Here is a 20,228-nt window from a genome sequence, read left to right as displayed (position 1 = left end):
AGGTGGTGTGTGGAATTGATCGCATTTAATGACGACCAGCTACAAGGGCCTTCGCGCTTTTTGGATAAAAAATATCATTCGGTTGGCAAGGTTATTAATGTTGCTTCAAGGATCGATTCTTGGCGCAAGTTTTTGATTTTTTTCAGTTGTATCTGGCTGGCGGCATGCTCCGCACCGGTATGGGTGGTAAAACCCATTGATATTTCACAGGCCGAACAAAGAGCCACAGCAGGCTTTGTAGTCAGCAAGTCGGCTGACTATAGATTCGCTTTGCTGTTTGTTCAGGGAAACACCCTGGCTGAAATAATCAGCCGGGAAGAAATCTGGGGCACCAGCCACAAGGAAGGTATCGCGATTCCTGTGCATCTTCGGGTCTTGAAAGATGGAACACCGGTGTTTGACGAGGACATAGTGACCACAGGGATTTACTGGGGGCAGACGTTTGATTATCAGGGGCAGCGAATCAACACGACGGTGCGTTTGATCAAGACATTGGAATTGTCGCCTGGGAGATATTCGGTTGAAGTCGGCACTCTTGGGGAAGTACAGGCATTTCGCAGTATTGAGAGCTACGTAGAGTTTAGTTATTACAATCCCAAGCATTGAATCGTTGTAAAGGTTTGCGGTGTCTGGGTGGTATAGAAAGGTGGAGTTTATTATGCGAAAAGGGATTGTTGGTCTTCTTTGTTTTTTGCTGACCGCCTGTTCAGCACCTGTATCGATAGTGAAGCCCCTGGATGTCTCTCGGGCTAATCAGTTCGCCAGTGCGCAGTTTGTGGTTAACAAAGCCGGCGACTACAGATTCGCTTTGTTATTTACGAAGGGACATGGTTTAGCCGAGATAAATAAGCAAATTGAAATATGGGGTGATCTTGATCATGAAGGCGTAGCTATTCCCATCCATCTTCGGGTCTTGAAAGATGAGCAGGTTTTCTTTGATGAGGAGTTAGTGACAACAGGTGTGCAGTGGGGGCAGGGGATTGATTATGAAGGACGGAATATTAATGTGGCAGTTAGGTTGATTGAAATTCTGGAGTTGGCGCCTGGAAGTTATTCGGTTGAAGTCAGTACCCTTGAAGAGTTGGAGGCTTTTCGAGGTATCGAGGGGTTTGTGAAGTTTTCTTATTACAATCCAAAGCATTGAAGCATGAATAGATATGGTTTTTGTTTTTCGAGGAAGAAGTGGGGGAAAATGCCTCTTGCTCTTAAGCGATTTTTGTTGAAAACATGCATTTTTGTATGGCAACTGCTTAGGGTTTGTATTGCACTTATCTTGATTGCAGGGCTTGGTTTTTACATTTTTCTTGTGGTTGATTTTCCTTGGCGTTCAGGCCCCACTGGGCAGTCGCTGTCGGCGCAACCCATATCTGATCGTCTTTCAGGAGAAACGATAGCAGTACCTCGCAGCTACCTGGTCGAGCGTAAAGACCAGACCTTTTCCGATGTTCTGGCTGGGTACTCAGGTGAAGTCCGCGGATTGTCGTTAGCGAGGTATGCGAAAGTGTTGTTCTTGAGAGGCAGAAAACGTGGATAAAATATCAAATCGACGTTGGTATTGGCTCAGTGGTGTAGTGGCCTTCTTTTCGTTTTTGTACTACTTGATTCCAGAGCCGAAAGATAATCCGTATATGAAAATTTATTCGTCGCAAGAAGGCGGTGGTTTTGCATGGTGTGAGTTTGCAAGTGAAAAAAGATATGGCGTCGTCTACCGGTTCAACCTGACTCAGGAGGACTGTCGGCGTGTCATTTACAACGGTGGGGACGGTATTCGATTTACTGTCGAGTATCCTGGAATGGCAGTTGTAGATGATGAGAAGAAAATAAAATTTCCAGTATATTTCTATATGGAAAAAATATCCATGGAGGGGTTTGACGCCAATAGGCATCTTAGTGGGGAAAGACCAATTTCGGTGGAGGGTGGGGTTGAAACTTATGATGTAGGTGGTTTTCGAAAAAGAAAGTTCACCGGGGGGGATGGCGTATCGGTGTATGTCTCGGACTTTACGAATACGGTTCGGGCAAACCGAATATATAAGTCCGGACTGTGGGTTTTTTATCAGTATCCAAAAGAATTTACAGATGTGAGGGCAGTGGACGACTTTGTTCTCGATGCTCTGGGTAAGGTAATGTTTGAGTAAGAAACGGGTGTCTGGCACTGGATGATAGAGGAAGTGAAGACCGACCAGTGCCGGATGATCGACTACTTCCTGAACTCGCAACAACAGCATGTGGATGAGAGTTTGAGAGAACGGTAATTATAGCGAAATATCGCCACTGAACGCATAGGGGGAGGGTATGGAGTGGCTCACCATTTTAAGTGAGTTTGTATTTTATTGGGTCGGTTTGAAAACGCTGCAGCTATTAACGTGCAGGCGGTTCGATGACAAGAAGGGCACGCGGTTCTGGATTGGGCTTGTGGGCTTGTTCGTGATTGTTGCGGTTTGCGCAATGCTGATATATTTATGGAAGATGTTATGAGAAATTTTATTGCCGCTAAGTTGCGAAATATGCAAGTTGTCGATGCCTTGAATACCTTCGCGGGGGCAAAGGTTTTTGGCGCAGGCGCGATGCTGCATATGGATGATCTTGGTGGTTATCAGGATCCTGGATATATCGACAACTACACTTACAATCCTCATGACGGGAAGTGGTACGCCTTTCCTGAAAGCCCGATTAGTAGTTGGGCCGGACTGGCGGATGTAGAGAAACAAGCGGCATTGAATTTAAAGCGAGACTTCCGGGTGCAACATAATGCCTTTGAAGCCTTGAGTCCCACCGAAGATGCAATTGAGCGGCTTAATAGAGTTAATGCGACAAAGGCCGGCGGTTCTTCCGGGCTGGTTAGTATTAATATCGATCCCTCTCCACAACCTCGACACAATGATATCGGTGAAGGTAAATCCCAGCAGGATGTTGCCAATGGCTATATAACGAATTCGGCTACCCATAGTATTTCTTTCCAGAATGGAATACTAAACAAAACCGACTTCACCTCGACCCAGATGTCCAGCCTGGCCTCGGGCGGTATTCGTCCCGGTGAGATGCAGCTCGACCCCAATGCCCGGCCCAACACCTACCTGTCGAATTTCTACCAGGCCCCGGACAGCACCAAGCCGGACTTCAGCCTGCGCAATGCCGTGACCCTGAACGGCCTGTCGGCCATGACCACCTTCAACACCTACGTCGATCCGCTGCTGCTGGACCTGACCGGCAACGGCGTGCACATGACCGACATCCGCGACGGCGTGCTGTTTGACACCGACCACAGCGGCACGCTCAAGCGCAGCGGCTGGGCGGATCGCAGCACCGGCATGCTGGTGATCGACGATGGCAGCGGCCAGATCAAGGACGTCAGCCAGATGTTCTCCGAGTACTACGGCGGTAAGGCCGGCGTGAATGGCGCGGCGGGCGAGACGAAGTTCAAGGACGGTTTTGCCGCCCTGGCCAGCGAGGATGGCAACAAGGACGGCGTGATCGACCAGCGCGATCCGATCTGGAGCAAGCTGCGGGTCTGGGTCGACGGCACCCATGACGCGAAAGTTGATGCGGGGGAGCTCAAGACGCTGGCCGAGCTGGGCATCACCCAGATCAACGTGCGTGCAGCGTCAACCGATGACGAGATCCGTGATGGTAACAAGGTGCTCGCCACCGGTTCGTTCACCATCAATGGCAAGACCCAGGAGGCGTTGGCGGTTGATTTCCTTGGCGATCCGGTCAGCAACACCCTGAGCAATCAGGGCGCCGGCACACGGGTGACATCTACAACGAACGGCATTACCACCACCGCGTATGCCAGTCAGAACACCACAGGGGAAACCCTGGACGCGGCGCAACTGGGCGTGAGCAATCTGTACGGTGGCAGTGGCGATGACACACTGATTGCTGCACCTGCCGGCGGCTGGCTGGTGGGCGGGGCCGGCAACAACACCTATGTTGGCGGCAAAGGTGATGACGTCTTTGTCATCAGCGCTTCGGACGACCTGAAAAACATTCACGGCAATGGCGGGCACGACACCGCAATTATTGTGGGTGATGAGCCTGTGGTGCTGGATATGGCTCAGGCCGGCTTGACCATTGCCGAGGGTGGACGTGGCAATGACATCATCGTAAGCGGGGGGGCCTCCAGTGTATTCATCAAGGGCGGTTCAGGTGACTCTATATTGGTTGGGGGGGTCGGTGACGATGTACTGGTAGGCGGGGCTGGTCATAACCTGATTGTCGGGGGAAGTGGCAAGGCCGTTATTTATGCAGGACCCAATGGTAATACCATTTATGCATCCGAAGGAGGGAGTGTCATCCACGCGGGTGGTGGTGCGGACCGCATTTTCGGTGATATAGGCAACGACATCATCGAAGTCGGCCACGGCAACGCAACCATCGACGGCGACGGCGGGATCAACCTGGTGACCCTGCATGGCAACCATGGCGACTACCGCATCACCCGCACCGCCAGCGGCTATGAAGTGGCCGACAAGGTCGCCGGGCGCGACGGTACGGTGACCCTGAAAAATATCCAGAAGCTGAATTTCTCGGATATCTCGGCGGTCGATCTGCAAACGCCTAATGCCATGCCGGTGGCCGACGTGCTGAGCCTCGACCAGGACGGCAAGGCCTTCAACCGGACCCAGCCTCACCGGATTGCCGCGCAGAGCCTGCTGGCCAACGATCAACACCTCAACAGCCAGGGCGCGCTGCGCATCGCCAACGTCGGCGACGCGGTCGGCGGCACTGTCAGCCTCACGGCCCAGGGCGACGTGCTCTTCACTCCAGATGCCCACTACACCGGCCTGCTCAGCTTCAAGTACGGCGTGGTCGATGCCGCCGGCAACCTGTCGGCTTCGGTGGTGGACCTGAGCAGCGGGCAGACCGCGCCGATGCGCGCCGGGGTGACCTTGCTGACCCCGGAAGTGCCGCTGGACCCCTTGGCGGCCCAGGAGTGGTACCTGAGCGATACCAACGTGCTGCCGGTCTGGCAGGACTACATCGGCAAGGGCGTGCGCATCGGCCAGTTCGAGCCGGGCGGCCAGTTCGCCACCGCGCCGGAGATCTTCGACATCGCCCACCCGGACCTGGCCGCCAACGTCGACCAGGCCTGGCTGCAGACCCAGCAGAGCAACGGCAGCTTGCCGGGCCTGGTGTCCAACCACGCCACCATGGTGGCGGGGGTGATGGTCGCGGCCAAGAATGGCACGGGCGGAGTAGGGGTGGCCTACGGCGCGACGCTGGGCGGCTACTACCTGGCCAATAGCGGCGCCGACCTCGCCGGGCTGGGGCATATGGTCAGCTTCGACATTGCCAACAACAGCTGGGGCTTCACCCACGATTTCGCCCTCAGCAGCTTCCAGGACGGCTTCGTCAACACCGCCACGGCGCTGAGCATGAATGCCCAGTACGCCGCGAGTAACGGTCGCGGTGGCCTGGGCACGATCATTGTCGCGGCCGGCGGCAACAGCCGTGCAACCGGCGGCAATGCCCAGGGCTCCCTGACCAACAACAACCGCTTCTCGGTGGAAGTCGGCGCGATCAATGCCCAGGGTGACCTGTCGACCCTGCAAATCGGCTCCTCGCCGTTCTCCAACCCGGGCGCCAGCCTGCTGGTGTCGGCGCCGGGCAGCAACGTGGTGTCCACCAGCCATATGCTGGAAACCGACCGTGGCTCGACCTTCGGCAACGACTACACCAGCATGCAGGGCACCAGCTTTGCCGCGCCGATCGTCTCCGGCATCGTCGCGCTGATGCTCGAGGCCAACCCGAACCTGGGCTACCGCGACGTGCAGCAGATCCTCGCGTTGTCGGCGCGCAAGATCAACGATCCGTCCAGCCAGTGGAGCGACAACGCCGCCCACAACTGGAACGGCGGCGGCATGCATACCAGCAACGACTACGGCTTCGGCGAAGTCGACGCGCGGGCTGCGGTGCGCTTGGCCGAAGCCTGGATGACCCAGAGCACCGGCGCCAACGAGTATGTCTACAGCGCCTCCAGCGGCGCCCTTGGCAAGAACCTGGCGGCGGGCGGCACGCTGAGCACGTCCATCGCCATGAATGCCGGCCTGAATGTGGAGCACGTCGAGATCGATTTCGACGCCCAGGTGGGCCGCCTTGGCGACCTGACGCTCAAGCTGATCTCGCCCGACGGCACCCAGAGCGTCCTGCTCAACCGCCAGGGCAAAGTGCCGGACGGCATGCCGGGGGCGAGCGCCACGGACCTTGGCAGCACGCAGTCGGGATCGTTCAAATACACCTTCATGACGACCCATGACTTCGGCGAGCGCTCGGCGGGCAACTGGACCTTGCAGGTGAGCGATTCGGCTTCCGGGCTGCCGGTCACGCTCAATGCCTGGTCGCTGCGCTTGTACGGCAGCAAGAGCACTCCGGACGACACCTACTTCTACACCGACGAATACCTCAAGTCGGTGGTCGGGCATGCCAACCGTGGCGTCCTGGACGACGCGGTCAACGGTGTCGCGGGCGGGCGCAATACCCTCAATGCGGCGGCGGTGTCGGGGGATAGCTCGATCAACCTGCTGACCGGTGTCGCCAGCATTGGCGGCGCGGCGTTGACGGTGAAAAATCCGCCGAGCATTCAAAACATCGTCGCCGGCGACGGCAATGATGTGCTGGTGGCTGGTAATGCCGATGCCTTGCTCGATGGCGGGCGCGGCAACAACAGCCTGACGGGGGGCGCGGGCAAGGACTTCTTCGTGGTCCATCGCCGCGATGGCGGCAGCGATGTCATCAACCACTTCGAGGCCGCCCGTGGCGAGATCATCGACCTGGTGGGTTTTGCCGGGAAGAAGTTCACCGACCTGGTGCTCAGCCAGCAAGGCGCTGACGTCAAGATCGACCTGGCCAAGGGCCAGAGCATTGTCCTGAAGAACCAGTCGCTGGCCGGGATCGGCGCGGCGAATTTCAAGTTCCAGGACACCTTTGTCGCCCCGACGGCCTACGTCAACAGCGACGCCTCGGCGGTCAAGCCGCAGGAAGGCCTGGGTACCGTGCTGCTCAACGGCGGCGGCAAGGGCGTGATGTACAGCAGCGACGCCCAGGGCAAGATGGTCGCTTCGCTGAGCGGCACTATCTACAGCCATGACAGCGCGACTTCGGATGTGTTCGTGGTGGCGGCCCAGTCGGGCGTCAAGGACTACAACAACGCCCTGCGCGGCTTCCGTCATGGCATCGACAAGATCGACCTGCGCCAGACCGGGGTGACCGATTTCAGCCAGTTGACCATCGAGCACAAGAATCGCGCGACCCTCAACGGCCTGACGCAGATTCATGGGGTGTATGTGACGCGTACCGGCGCCCAGGGCGCCGACTCGAACGTCAACCTGCTGTACCTGGATGCGCTGGATGTGGCGCAGGTCAGTGCCTCGGACTTCATCTTCGCCGAGCATGCGCCGCAGGTGGTGGCGCCAGTCGGCCCGGTGGTGGCTCCGGTGGAACAGCCGACGGTGACTGTACCGGGTACGCTGACGCCGATTGTCGAGCGTCCTGGTGTCGACAAGCCTGTCGTGGTGCCGCCGCTGCCGCCTGTCGATCTGCATCCGACCGTCAGCGTTCCAGTGGTCGATCCGGTGCTGAAACCTTCGGTGACGATCCCGGACATTACCCTGCCGGAACACAAGACGATCGAGCAGATCCTCGCCGAACGGGGTATCGACCTGAACCCGAAAGTGCCGGAACACAAGACCATCGACCAGATCCTGGCCGAGCGTGGCGGCAACCAGGGGCCGACGGTTCCCGAGCACAAGACCATCGAGCAGATTCTCGCCGAGCGCGGCATCGGTTCGCTGCAGCCGTCGAAGCTGCCGGATATCGGCCCGGTCGGGCGCGATCAAGGGGGACGCACGCCGGTGGATGTGCCGAGCCCGCGGCCGATTGTGATTCCCGATATCCCGGTGGTCGATACCAGCCACCGCGACCTGGATATTGTGAGTCGTCCGCGGGTCACCGTGCCCGATATCCCGACGGCGTCGAACCCGTGGCTCAAGTTCGATGACCCGGTGCCATCGGTGACTGACACCGAGGATTTCTCGTACGCTTCGATCCGCGACAGAATCCGTTCGCGTCCGACACCCACCACCGTGGACCCGGTGACCCGCTCATCGCGCGACCCGCTCACGCTGAGCCCGTTGCCGAGCGTCGATCCCGCGCCCGTGGCCAGCGATCCCAACACCATGACGGTCAAGGGCTTCTTCGCCAACGTCAGCCTGGGCGACGAGAGCAAGACCATCAACGTCGAGGCCTCGAGCGCCAAGCTGGTGGCCGGCAACGGTGACAACAAGGTCAACGTGACGGGCAGCCGCGCCGAGATCACCCTGGGCAACGGCAACAACGTGATCGCCGGCGACATCAACAAGCTCACCGTCGGCCATGGCAACAACAGCATCACCGACAGCGGCTCCTTCGCCACGGTGAAGCTGGGCGATGGCAACAACAAGGTGCTGGTCAGCGGCAGCATGCCCACCGTGGAAGTCGGGCACGGGGTCAACGACCTCGAGTTCAGCGGCAGCATGGGCCAACTGGTATTCGGCCAGGACATCAGCCCCGAGCGCCTGTGGTTCCAGCACGAAGGGCAGGACCTGCAGATCTCGGTGATCGGCAGCCAGCAGGAAGTCACGCTGCACAACTGGTACGCCGCGACCCCCGAGCGTCCACGGGACATCATGGCCGGCGACCGTCATCGCTTGCTGGGCAACGATGTAGAAAACCTGGTCCAGGCCATGGCGGCGTTCGCGCCGGCAGCCCCGGCGACCATGACCTTCGGCGCTGCCGAGCAACAGGCCTTGCAGCCTGTGCTGGCGGCCAACTGGACGTGACCGCGTAACGTGACTCACTAACAGGGCCCGCGATGGAGATCGCGGGCCTTTTTCGTTCTTGTTAGGGAATGGGTAGGTAAGCCGTCGTTAATCCCCGAATACAAACAGGCGCCGCTTTCAGGTTGCGCGGTAAAGAATGCGACATTGACCTTTGCCCGTCGCTGCAAAATCAGCGACCGGGTTTGGTGGCTCGATGTTGTCACTGGGTGCAAGGCGCCACCTTCAGTGAGGTGCTTTTTCCGGCCTACGCTTTCTATGGTGGCCGTGCGTAGGGCGCATTCGTACGCGCCGGGTTCCTAGTGCACCGGTCTACCAACCTGCGTACGGCCGCCACCCTTTCGTTTGGTAGCGATGGTGACGGCTCCTGAAGGATGCACTGGGAGTCAATTTCATGAAGAAAATCGTTCCTGATCCACCCGTCATGGCAGACAGCTTCTCTAGCGCCAAAATGGACCCTGCCAAATTCGAAAGCGCATCCCACAAGGCCATCAACCACTACCTGTTCCCTACCGCCAACGATATCCCCGTTCCTCACACCCGCCCGGGAAAACTGTTCCGTGTGGACCCCAACCTGAGTACCGAAGAAGCCCTGAGCAACGCTTGCGAAATCCTCGAGTCCGCAGCAAGCGCCACCTATCAATCCACCGAAGACATGCCTGTGACGAGCCGCAAGGTGGTATTGGCAGGCGTGCGGTTGATCGAGATGGCGCAGGTGCTGGTGGAGGCGGTGTTGGAGAGGGAGGAGGGGAGAAGTTGTAGGTAGTCGTGAAAGAGCCCCGCGGATGCGGGGCTTTTTATAGGGAGAGCTAAGTGTCCAGGCGGTAGTTTTTTAGCTGATAGTCATATGCCTAGAAACTTGAGTTTGTCTGCTCTCGGCCAAAAGCGGCCGCTGGCGAGCTGCCGTTTCCGCCCCAGAGCAGACATTAACGTTTAAACAAATGCCCCACTATTGCTAGCTCAATGAGCGTATTGTTAGCCAATGCGTTGCTTTAGTATCAGGCATGCAGCGTTAACTGCTCTTGCTCTCTAGCGCGTCTGCTCTCGAGGATAGGAATCATTGCGCTGGCTAAAATTAGGCTAAGCAGCACAGCTCTAGCAGTAAGGGGATTTGAGCGATTTTGTTATATCTCCGCCACCCAGAACTATATCTATTCCCTTCGCATTTTGTTAATGCCCCATATTGAGGCCGCGAGAATGCCGACCCCCAATGATGCAAGCACGAATGCAGCTAGCCCTGTAAGCCACTCCACCCAGGAAGGGTATGTCACTTTTAATAGCGGCTGAATGACTAAGTCGGCCAGCCCCGCGGCACCAACGACCCCAAACACGGTTACCAGCCACCGATCCACGCGAGCCCGCCGCATTTCGCTTCTAAAACGACGCTCATCTAAGTGCCACCTTGCCTGCTCTTTTCCTGATGCAATTAGCCCTGTTGTACCTGCAGCATCCAGTAAGTATTCGAGGGCGTCTGTAATTTCTCCAGCTTGGCTCGATTGGTGAATCATCGCGTCAGCTGCCGCTAAGGCTTCATAAGCGCGAACAAGATGTCCATTGGACGGAGGCGAACTCGCTATTGCACATGCTCGGGCAATAAGCATGTTGTAGTACTCAAAGTGTTCCGCCCTGGCTTGGTTCTCCAGCAAATTAGCCCTAGTGTTTGCGTCATCCCAAGCATCTTCAGGTGCATTGCGTGTTCGCATCCAAGTCCAGAGTAATAGCGCTCTGTTGCCGTGGAAACAATAATCTTCGAAGGGACGTAAGTCAGGTGGCAGAGGTGGAGGATTTTCAATCTCAGGTGAGCGCATCAAAATTCTGGAAATTGACGGACCGTATTTATCGAATAGCTCGTTTTTGGATTGGGGCTGATCTACGAACCGCATCAGCGAAATGGAGGGACGACCTTGCCACAATACGACTCCTACTTCTGAACTGCCCATTCTATTCCCGCTCACAACTACTTGTGATGCGATTGCGTTTACGCAGATAGAGCGGCAAAGGTCAATAGTTGCCTCCCAGTTCGCTTGGCCCTCAGAACCGGCGATCTGGTGCAGAGTCCATGATTCACCCTGTAACTCAAAGCATCGACCTTCCTTTCTGAGAGACTCCTCAAGCACTGCTTTCGATCTTTGACGCATTTTTTTGATAAGTTTACGGGTCTTTTGGTTGATGATGCCTTGGCCACCGATTGATATGTCATCTTCGAATGCGTCAGACAGGAGCCGCTCGCCATCCATCCGCTGAAGCTCTGCTTGTACCCAAATACGGTCAAAGTAGCGCTGAAATAAATTAACGATATCTTCGATGAAGTCGGTTTCAGCGAGATCGTTCCATACAGTATCAAGTTGAAAGCTAATGGACATGAGGCCGTCAGCATAAAGCTTGAGCCATGGGTAAATCGGTAGGCTATATTTTTCGTGTTCAAGAACTAATGGCGACAGGGCGGCTCGCAGATGTGCCGGTACTTTTCTAGCCTCCGCACCTTTGATACGCTGTTCATGAAAAGATAACTCAAGACAAAATAAAAGGTCATCTACAGCATGCTTAGGTAAACTATCATTGAGTTTAATCGTCCAATGATTATCCCACTGGCGTCCTTGCGGCCTAAGCCATTCGAATTGGAGCTTGTCGTGCTCATCAAAGTAAACAGCCTTCATGTCCGAGAAACAAACGGTTCTGACTATACCGGACTTGAGAAGCCTCATTGCTGTCTTGAGAAGATCAACTTCGGTGTCTTCCAGCCCTACTGTGTAGTTGTAGAAGCAGTTTGCCTGTTTTACTTGTAGAGTATTTGAGTTGGGTGTCACTGCAGCTCTCCGTGTTTTCTGGTTAGACACGCACTACGAATATCAGTGCGACTAGGTGCTAACTGAATCGCACCGCTTTTTATAGACAAACTCGACTGACTGCTTTTGGTCGTTTCTGCCTTTCGCGAAGGCCCGCAATCGATCCATAGCTGACGGTGGTGACGGGCAAAAAAATGGGCCAAAAGCGGATAGTGATTGAGGTAACTGATCGTTCGCACCTACTCACCTTCTTGGCGGCTAACGTTTGACCAAGGGCGGCTGGAAGCCGCTTTGGCTGTCCAGCGACAAAGTGAACACAGAGAACAGCAGTTGAGCGCATTTGCATAGTGATACACAAATGCAATGCCTCGGAAGTGCTCATGAATACGCTATTGACATTGCTTTCCGGTGGTGGTCTTTATGGCGAGATACACGAAAATGTAATTCGAATGGTCTTTGCTGTCGATTCGGACACCTTGTATGTCTTAGTGTCGGTTTTTATTTCTGAGACAGATTTTTTTTGCAAGTCACCGTACACTCCTCTCGCACCGGCATCGGAGGTCTTGTCTTCACATGAAAGCCCTCTTCTGCGTTGTGTGCATTGCAGTTCGCTCGATTGAGACCCGTCGGCAAACAAAAACTTGTAGTTCCCATTGCCGAGGCTATTTAGGTCACTAGCATCTGAGAAGCCGAAAATCACGCTATCTGGTGTGATCATAAAAGTTATCACCGCCGATCCACTAATCATGAAATGGCCGCCCGGAAACCCACCAACCATCGGTCCATTACTTGATCTTGGGACGTCTGCACATTCCTCCCTATCCGAAATGCGCATAGATACGGCCCGATCCAACCCTTCGTTGATCGCGGAAGATGTCTCAGCGAACGAAGTTGCTTTCGTTAATCTATCGTACAAATCTGGAAAATATTTTTTATAGTCCTCAATCCCCGCTAGATTTACGATAGTCTTGCGAATAGTAACCCTGTTCTCCTGGCTAAGGGGCGCAGTACTGATAGCTTCCATCAAGTTCTTAATGTCAGTCAGCGAAATTTCCAGCTTTTGCTGGTACTCGGCTGCATTCTCGCGGTCTCGCGCAGCTTCCTCCTCTACTCCTTTTTGCTTGTATGCAGCTTCATAGTCGGTCCACAACGTAAGACCGAATGAACATGCCAATGCCAGTCCAGCAAAGACAACCCCGCGATGCCCCCACACGGTTAGTTTCTTCCGTCCCGTGTCTTTGTCTGTGGTCGCATACTCAAAAAACCAACTTCCAACGAACGCCGTGCCCACCGTGAGCAGCCAGCTCAAATACTTGAGGAGCATTATCCACGTTATGTTCATGGCCATCTTCCTGTGGTACCGAACTATAAGTAGAGGACGGAAGTGGCGTAATGCTTTCCGTCAGTTGTGACTCATAACATTCCGTGTCCATGCATAATTCTATGAGCGGTTTGAGTGTCGTGCCAGCAGCAGTACATGAAGCGAGGCGTAAAAGTGACATTGTCTAGGAGGAGCTTAGAAGGCCTTTGGCAGCGTGTCCACGGCCCGCTTTTGGCCGAAAGCAGCCATCATTCTTATTTAAATCCACCCCTCATCCGAACCAATTGCCGCCTTTAATAAGAAGCATTACTATTCACTCCTCCCCACCCTCAGCACAGCGCAATGACCCCCAAGCCTCCCCGCCGACCAGGCTTTTTCGAGCACTACGAAGAGTTGATCGGCACCTGGACGCGTCGGCTGAAGAGCCGTTCGCAGGCGGAAGATCTGGCCCACGACACCTTTGTCCGGGTGCTGGAGTCGGATGCGGGGGCGGTGCAGCAGCCGCGGGCGTATCTGCACCAGACGGCGCGCAATATCGCGGTGGATGCTTACCGCCGCGAGGATCGGCGCGGCGCCATGGAGCTGGAGGCGGTGTATCCAGTTGCGTTGCCCGGCGGCGACCCGGAGCATTTCATGCATGCGATCCAGCTGGCTGACTCCATCGAACGGGCCCTTGGCGAGTTGCCGTTGAACTGCCGCAAGGTGTTTGTCTGGCAGAAGCTCGAAGGCCTGACCCAGGCCGAGATTGCCGAGCGCCTGGGGCTGTCAAAAAACATGGTGGAAAAGTATATGATCCGCACCCTGCGGCATCTGCGCGAGCGCGTGGACGGGCCGCGGTGATGAATGCCATGACTTTTTCACCCCCAGCCCAACAGGATGTTCCATGACGCAGACTCGTGGGTGCGCGTGCGGGCAGGCGACGGTTCGCGATGAGGCGGCGCTGTGGTTTGTGCGCCTGCAAGAACCGGCGATCGATGCCGAGGAGCGGCAGCGTTTCGACGTCTGGCTGGCGCAGCACGAGGCGCATCGGGATGAATTCCAGCTGCTGCAATCGCTGTGGGCGGCCACCGACCTGGTGCCCAAAGAGCGTTTGCAGGCGCTGTGCGCAACCCCGAGCCCGAGCATCAGGCGTCGCCCGCTATTGCGTTATGCGGTGGCGGCCAGTGTGCTGGTGGTGGCCGTGGGCCTGGGGTTGTTCAGCGGCCTGAACCAGCCTGCCGGGTACAGCGCCGAGTTCGCCACGGCCCCGGGCGAGCGCCGCCATGTGGCCTTGCCCGATGGTTCCCAGGTCGACCTGAACAGCCGCAGTCGCTTGCGGGTGCGTTATGAACAAGGCCTGCGCAGCGTCGAGTTGAGCGAAGGCGAGGCAATGTTCAGTGTCGAGCACGACAGCAGCCGGCCCTTCGTGGTGGCGGCCGGGCCCGGCAAGGTCACGGTCACCGGCACGCGCTTCGATGTGCGCCGCGACGCCAGCCAGACCCGGGTGGCGGTGGAGCAGGGCACGGTGCGGGTGCAGGGGCGCGATGCCGCCGACAGCGACTTCGTCAACCTGACCGCGGGCCTGGGCACCGCGGTCGATGCCCGGGGCCAGGTGGCCGCGGCCTACGCGGTCGATCCCCAGGCGCTGACCGCCTGGCGCAGTGGCAAGCTGGTGTTCAACAACGCCAGCCTCAACGAGGTGGCCGCCGAGGTGTCGCGTTATCGCGACCAGCCGCTGCGGGTCGGCAGCGAGGCGGTGGGCAGGCTGCGCCTGACCAGTGTGTTCAAGGCCGACGACACCGACGCGCTGCTCAAGGCCTTGCCGAGCATCCTGCCGGTGGCGGTGAAGACCCACGCCGACGGTAGCCAGGAAATAATTGCGCGATAGATTCAGGTTTTTTTCGAGCTCTTCGTCTTCTTGTCCAACTGCAACTGGTTTGCATTAACAGACGCATCTTCTTGCGATCAACAGGACTGCTCGAACTTGAAACGCCTCGACCTGAATAACAACAATCCTTGCTCGCCCTCCACCCGCTGGCTGCCGCTGGCCCTGGCCCTGGCGGTCAGTGCCGCGCTGCCCCAGGCCCATGCCGAGCAGGCGCCGAGCGCTATCCACATCCAGGCCCAGCCGTTGGGCCAGGCCCTGAGCCAGCTGGGGCTGCAAACCTCGCTGCAGGTGTTTTTCAGCCCTGAGCTGGTGGCCGGCAAGCAGGCCCCGGCGGTGGACGGCAAGCTGTCGCCGGAGCAGGCGCTGCGCCAGTTGCTGCAAGGCAGCGGCCTGCAATACCAGATCGACGGCGGCTCGGTGACCCTCAGCCCGGCGCCGTCGGCGGCGGGTGGCGGCCCTCTGGAGCTGGGCGCCACCAGCATCAGCGTGGTGGGTGACTGGCTGGGCGACGCCAACGCGGCGGTGGTGCAGAACCACCCAGGTGCGCGTACGGTGATCCGCCGTGAGGCCATGGTCGAGCAGGGCGCGATGAACGTCGGCGACGTGCTGCGTCGGGTCCCGGGGGTGCAGGTGCAGGACGCCAACGGCACCGGCGGCAGCGATATTTCCCTCAACGTTGGCGTGCGCGGCCTGACGTCGCGCCTGTCGCCGCGCTCCACGGTGCTGATCGACGGCGTGCCGGCGGCCTTCGCGCCTTATGGCCAGCCACAGTTGTCGATGGCACCGATCTCCTCGGGCAACCTCGACAGCATTGACGTGGTGCGTGGCGCCGGTTCCGTGCGTTATGGGCCGCAGAACGTCGGCGGGGTGATCAACTTCGTGACCCGGGCCATCCCGGAAAAAGCCACCGGGGAAATCGGCAGCACCCTGGAAACCTCCCAGCGCGGCGGCTGGAAGCATATCGACACGGCCTTTCTCGGTGGCACCGCGGACAACGGCATCGGCGCCGCGCTGCTGTACTCCGGGGTCAACGGCAACGGTTATCGCGCCAGCAACAACGGCAACGACATCGACGACGTGATCCTCAAGACCCATTGGGCGCCCACCGACCAGGACGATTTCAGCCTCAACTTCCACTACTACGACGCCAAGGCCGACATGCCCGGCGGCCTGACGCAGAAGCAGTACGACGCCGACCCCTACCAGTCGGACCGCGACTGGGACAACTTCAGCGGCCGCCGCAAGGATGTGTCGTTCAAGTACCTGCGCCAGATCGACGACCGCACCCAGTTCGAAGTGCTGACCTACTACTCCGACAGCTTCCGTGGCAGCACCATCGCCGCCCGCGACCAGAAGACCCTGGTGTCCTATCCGCGCACCTACTACACCTTCGGCATCGAGCCACGGGTGTCCCATGTGTTCGACCTCGGCCCGACCACCCAGGAAGCCAGCGTCGGCATGCGCTACCTGAAAGAAGGCATGCACGAACAGGCCAGCCGCCTGGCCCTGGTCAACAACCAGCCGGTGGTGCGCCCGGGCTCCGACGGCCATGTGTACCAGGACCGCACCGGCGGCACCGAGGCCACGGCCTTCTACATCGACGACAAGATCGACGTCGGCAACTGGACCATCACCCCGGGGATCCGCTTCGAGAACATTCGCACCGAATGGCACGACCGCCCGGTGGCCGGCACCAATGGCGTGCCGGTGCAGGAGAAGCGCCGCGAGATCAACAGTAACGAGCCGCTGCCGGCGCTGAGCCTGATGTACCACCTCTCCGATGCGTGGAAGCTGTTCGCCAACTACGAGACGTCGTTTGGCAGCCTGCAGTACTTCCAGCTGGGCCAGGGCGGGGTAGGCGACCAGACCGCCAACGGCCTGAACCCGGAGAAGGCCAAGACCTACGAGATCGGTACGCGCTACAACGATGAGGTGTGGGGCGGTGAGCTGACGGCGTTCTACATCGACTTCTCGGACGAGCTGCAATACATCAGCAACGATGTCGGCTGGACCAACCTCGGCGCGACCAAGCACCAGGGGATCGAGGCGTCGGTGAACTACGACCTGGCCGCGCTGGACCCGCGCCTCGACGGCCTGACCGCCAATGCCGGTTTCACCTACACCCGCGCGACCTATGAAGGTGGCAGCTCGGCGTTCAAGGATCGCGACCTGCCGTTCTACTCGCGCCAGGTGGCGACGCTCGGCCTGCGTTACGACATCAACCGCTGGACCTACAACATCGATGCCTTTGCCCAGTCCAAGCAGCGCTCGCCGGGCAGCATGGTCAACGCCGACGGCAGCTTCAACGACAACTACATCACCGAAGGCAGCGCCGACGGCCAGTACGGCGATATGCCGGGCTACGTCACCTGGAATGTGCGTGGCGGTTATGACTTCGGTTCGCAGCTGTCGAACCTCAAGCTCGGCGCCGGGGTGAAGAACCTCTTCGACAAGCAGTACTTCACCCGCTCCAGCGACAACAACTCCGGCATCTACGTCGGCGCGCCACGGACCTTCTTCGTCCAGGCCAGCGTCGGCTTCTGACCGACCGCGTCGCGCCCATCGCGGGCAAGCAGTAGCGAGGCTTACCCGCGATTTTTATGCCCGGCGCAAACCCCTGTAGCCGCTGCCGCAGGCTGCGATCGAGCGGCACGCTCGTGGGGATCTTGCGGGCGCTGGAGACCCTGCGGGTCTATCGCAGCCTCGCGGGCTCGGCAGCGGCTACAGGGATGGGGGACACCCTCGATACCTGGTGTGCCCGATGCTTGTGTAGCCGCTGCCGCAGGCTGCGCAAAGGCCCGCAGGGCCTTCCTGCGATCTCGAAAACGATTGCCCGCGAAGGGGCTCAGACCTTCAACACTTTCCCACTGGCCGCCACGCCAATCAGCATCACCGCGATCAGGCCGAAGGCGATGCTCAGGCTGCTGCCGTGGGCGATAAAGCCGATCAGCGCCGGGCCGGCGAGGATGCCGGCGTAACCCAGGGTGGTGATGGCCGGCACGGCGATGGCTTCGGGCATGACGGTCTGTTTGCCCACCGCGGTGTACAGCACCGGCACGATGTTCGAGCAGCCGACACCCACCAGCGCGTAACCCACCAGAGCGGCTTCCCAGGCCGGCGCCAGGGTCGCCAGCAGCAGGCCCGCGGCGGCCACCGAGCCGCCCATGACGATCACCCGCGTGGCCCCCAGCTTGTGCACGATGGCATCGCCGGTCAGGCGGCCGACGGTCATGGTCAGGGCGAAGGCCGCGTAACCCAGGCCGGCATAGGCGGCATCCACCTGGCGCTCGGCGCTGAGGAACACCGCGCTCCAGTCCAGCACCGCGCCTTCGGCGAGGAACACCACGAAGCACAGGCAGCCAATGAACAGCACCACGCCGTGGGGCACGGCAAAGGCCGGGCCCGAGCTCTGGCTGCCGTACGGCAACATGTGCGGCGCCGCCTTGAGCAGGGCGACGACCAGCAAGGCCACCACCACCAGGGTCGCGCCCAGCGGCGACAGGCCCAGGCCAAGCATGGCGCTGACCCCGGCCGCGCCGACGATGCCGCCGAGGCTGAACAGGCCATGGAAGCCCGACATCATCGGCCGGCCGCTGGCCCGTTCGACGATCACCGCCTGCAGGTTCACCGTGGAATCCACCGTGCCCAGCCCGGCGCCGAACATGAACAGCCCGGCGATCAGCAGCGGCACCGTGCTCACCGTGGCCAGCAACGGCAGGGCCAGGCAAATCAGCAGGCTGCCGGCGGCCATCACCCGCCGGCAACCGAAGCGCCCGGCCAGCACCCCGGCGATCGGCATCGCCAGGATCGAACCCACGCCCAGGCACAGCAGCAACAGGCCCAGGGTGCCTTCATCGAGCCCGGCCCGGGCCTTGGCGTAGGGCACCAGCGGCGCCCAGGCGGCGATGCCGAAACCGGCGATGAAAAAGGCGATGCGCGTGGCCATCTGTTCCAGGCGGCCGGGGCTGATCTGTTGCTCTGAGGTGTGGGTGTTGAGGGCTGTCATAAAAATCCTTGGCGGTCAGCTCCAGGCGCCTGTCGGGCAATCGGCGGTTGCCGCTGGAGGACCGGGCCGGCCGTTTCACCGACCCGTTGTTGATACACCGTCGGCGACGTGGCGCCTTCGGTGTTGATAAGCAGGACGCGCGAGTGGGTGTCGAGGTGCGCGACTGTGCGCCGCTCGCCATCCTTGCACATCAGGCTCGGTCCCGCGAGACCCGCGGCGGCGGATTCGCCGGCCAGCAGGGGAATGTCCCGGCTCGCAGCCCTGGAAATAATATTGCGTGGCTGGCGAATTTGTTTCGCATAATCGCCAGGCTTTGCACAATTTCATTCCATTGATTGCCCACCACTGATTGCCCGCCCATGGATTGCCCGCATGACCACCAGCCTGGATGCCTACGACCTGAAACTGCTCGCCGAACTGCAACGCGATGCGCGCACCCCGCAAAGCGAGTTGGGGTTGCGGGTGAACCTGTCCACCGCGGCGGTCAACCGGCGCCTCAAGCGCCTGAGCGATGAAGGGGTGATCGAACGCTACAGCGCGGTCATCGCTCCCGAGGCCCTGGGTTATGAGCTGAGCATTATTGTCGAGGTGGAGGTGGAGAGCGAACGCATCGATCAGCTCGATGCGCTCAAGCGCAGCTTCCAGGCCTGCCCGCAGGTGCAGCAGTGCTACTACGTGGCGGGCGAGTGCGATTTTGTGCTGATCTTCGCCGTGCGCAACATGGCCCAGTACAACGAACTGACTCGTGAGCTGTTCTTCGAGAACAACAACGTCAAGCGCTTCAAGACCCTGGTGGCCATGAGTCGGGTCAAGGTCGGGCTGGATGTGCCGACCCAGCCTTGATGAGTGATTGGCCCGGTTTGCCAAAAACAAAAGTTCGCTCCTACAGAAGCCAGGGTAGTTCTGGCTGGCTGGTAAAAACGACAACGCGGCGCCCTTGGGCGCCGCGTTGTCGTGGGAGAGGCCGATCAGCCCTGGCGACGGGCATCCAGGCTGAAGCGGCCGGCGCCGAAGGCCACCACTTGCAGCAGGCCGCCGGCCATGGCGATGTTCTTGAAGAAGTGGATGAACTGGTTCTGGTCGCCCAGGTTGTTGTGGAAGGCCAGGGCGGTGGCCACGCTGAACACGGCCAGGCCCAGGGCGACCAGGCGGGTGCGGTAGCCGGCGATCAGCAGCAGGCCGCCACCCAGTTCCACGGCGATGGCGATGCCCAGGGCCAGTTGCGGGAAGGGCAGGCCGACCGACTGGATGTAGCCGACCATGGCGGCCGGCGCGGCGATTTTCGAGAAGCCGGAAAGGATGAAAATGGCGCTGAGCAGGACGCGCCCGATCAGGCTGATGCTGGCGTTGCTGTTCGAGGTAGTGGACAGGCTGTTGGTCAGTGTGGACATGCTGGATTCTCTCAGTGGGTTCGGCCTCACCACCTTGGTGC

Annotated in this window: 13 protein-coding genes; 9 read left to right on the top strand and 4 right to left on the bottom strand. The window is 59.1% G+C overall.

Going from position 1 to position 20,228, the window contains the following annotated elements; translation table 11 throughout:
- Positions 1-9: 9 nt before the first annotated feature.
- From C4K27_RS20585 to C4K27_RS20565, 5 genes are all read left to right on the top strand, one after another.
- Positions 10-606, top strand: coding sequence for a DUF5625 family protein (locus tag C4K27_RS20585; protein WP_053261936.1), 597 nt, complete (start codon positions 10-12; stop codon positions 604-606).
- 52 nt (positions 607-658) lie between these two features.
- The gene (locus C4K27_RS20580; protein ID WP_238437612.1) at positions 659-1,144 is read left to right on the top strand and encodes a DUF5625 family protein; all 486 of its coding nucleotides are present in this window, start codon (positions 659-661) and stop codon (positions 1,142-1,144) included.
- Positions 1,145-1,526: 382 nt separating this feature from the next.
- Positions 1,527-2,138 (top strand): hypothetical protein, encoded by a 612-nt coding sequence (locus tag C4K27_RS20575; RefSeq protein WP_053261934.1) that lies wholly within the window; start codon positions 1,527-1,529, stop codon positions 2,136-2,138.
- An 864-nt stretch (positions 2,139-3,002) separates the two neighbouring features.
- A complete protein-coding gene (locus C4K27_RS20570; protein WP_053261931.1) occupies positions 3,003-8,819 on the top strand; it encodes an SPM autocatalytic domain-containing protein in 5,817 nt (1,938 codons plus the stop codon).
- 391 nt (positions 8,820-9,210) lie between these two features.
- Positions 9,211-9,582: a DUF6124 family protein gene (locus tag C4K27_RS20565; RefSeq protein WP_238437611.1), complete on the top strand. Its 372-nt coding sequence runs from the start codon at positions 9,211-9,213 to the stop codon at positions 9,580-9,582.
- Between the two features lie 385 nt (positions 9,583-9,967).
- Here the strand turns inward: C4K27_RS20565 and C4K27_RS20560 are convergent, their stop codons facing one another.
- Both C4K27_RS20560 and C4K27_RS20555 read right to left on the bottom strand, forming a co-directional pair.
- Positions 9,968-11,623, bottom strand: coding sequence for a hypothetical protein (locus C4K27_RS20560; RefSeq protein WP_125738072.1), 1,656 nt, complete (start codon positions 11,621-11,623; stop codon positions 9,968-9,970).
- Between the two features lie 397 nt (positions 11,624-12,020).
- Positions 12,021-12,944, bottom strand: coding sequence for a hypothetical protein (locus C4K27_RS20555; RefSeq protein WP_053261929.1), 924 nt, complete (start codon positions 12,942-12,944; stop codon positions 12,021-12,023).
- Between the two features lie 321 nt (positions 12,945-13,265).
- Between C4K27_RS20555 and C4K27_RS20550 the strand changes: the two genes are divergently transcribed.
- From C4K27_RS20550 to C4K27_RS20540, 3 genes are all read left to right on the top strand, one after another.
- Entirely contained in the window at positions 13,266-13,763 is a 498-nt protein-coding gene (locus C4K27_RS20550) for a sigma-70 family RNA polymerase sigma factor (RefSeq protein WP_053261928.1), read from the top strand.
- A 43-nt stretch (positions 13,764-13,806) separates the two neighbouring features.
- Complete coding sequence (locus C4K27_RS20545) at positions 13,807-14,790, top strand: FecR family protein (protein ID WP_053261927.1); 984 nt, start codon at positions 13,807-13,809, stop codon at positions 14,788-14,790.
- Between the two features lie 96 nt (positions 14,791-14,886).
- A complete protein-coding gene (locus C4K27_RS20540; protein ID WP_173613353.1) occupies positions 14,887-17,334 on the top strand; it encodes a TonB-dependent siderophore receptor in 2,448 nt (815 codons plus the stop codon).
- Positions 17,335-17,635: 301 nt separating this feature from the next.
- On the opposite strand, the gene C4K27_RS20535 is transcribed toward C4K27_RS20540, so the two are convergent.
- Positions 17,636-18,796, bottom strand: coding sequence for an MFS transporter (locus C4K27_RS20535; RefSeq protein ID WP_053261926.1), 1,161 nt, complete (start codon positions 18,794-18,796; stop codon positions 17,636-17,638).
- 372 nt (positions 18,797-19,168) lie between these two features.
- Here C4K27_RS20535 and C4K27_RS20525 point away from each other — a divergent pair, with 372 nt between their 5' ends.
- Entirely contained in the window at positions 19,169-19,639 is a 471-nt protein-coding gene (locus C4K27_RS20525) for an Lrp/AsnC family transcriptional regulator (protein ID WP_007932741.1), read from the top strand.
- A gap of 125 nt (positions 19,640-19,764) precedes the next feature.
- Here C4K27_RS20525 and C4K27_RS20520 read toward each other — a convergent pair whose 3' ends face one another.
- Positions 19,765-20,187 carry a DoxX family protein gene (locus C4K27_RS20520; RefSeq protein ID WP_007932743.1) on the bottom strand — a complete coding sequence of 141 codons (423 nt, stop codon included), beginning with the start codon at positions 20,185-20,187 and terminating at the stop codon, positions 19,765-19,767.
- Positions 20,188-20,228: the final 41 nt, after the last annotated feature.

Source organism: Pseudomonas chlororaphis subsp. chlororaphis (assembly GCF_003945765.1).
GTDB lineage: Bacteria > Pseudomonadota > Gammaproteobacteria > Pseudomonadales > Pseudomonadaceae > Aquipseudomonas > Aquipseudomonas chlororaphis.
Note: the sequence above shows the minus strand (reverse complement) of the source record. Positions and strands in the feature narration are given on the sequence as shown.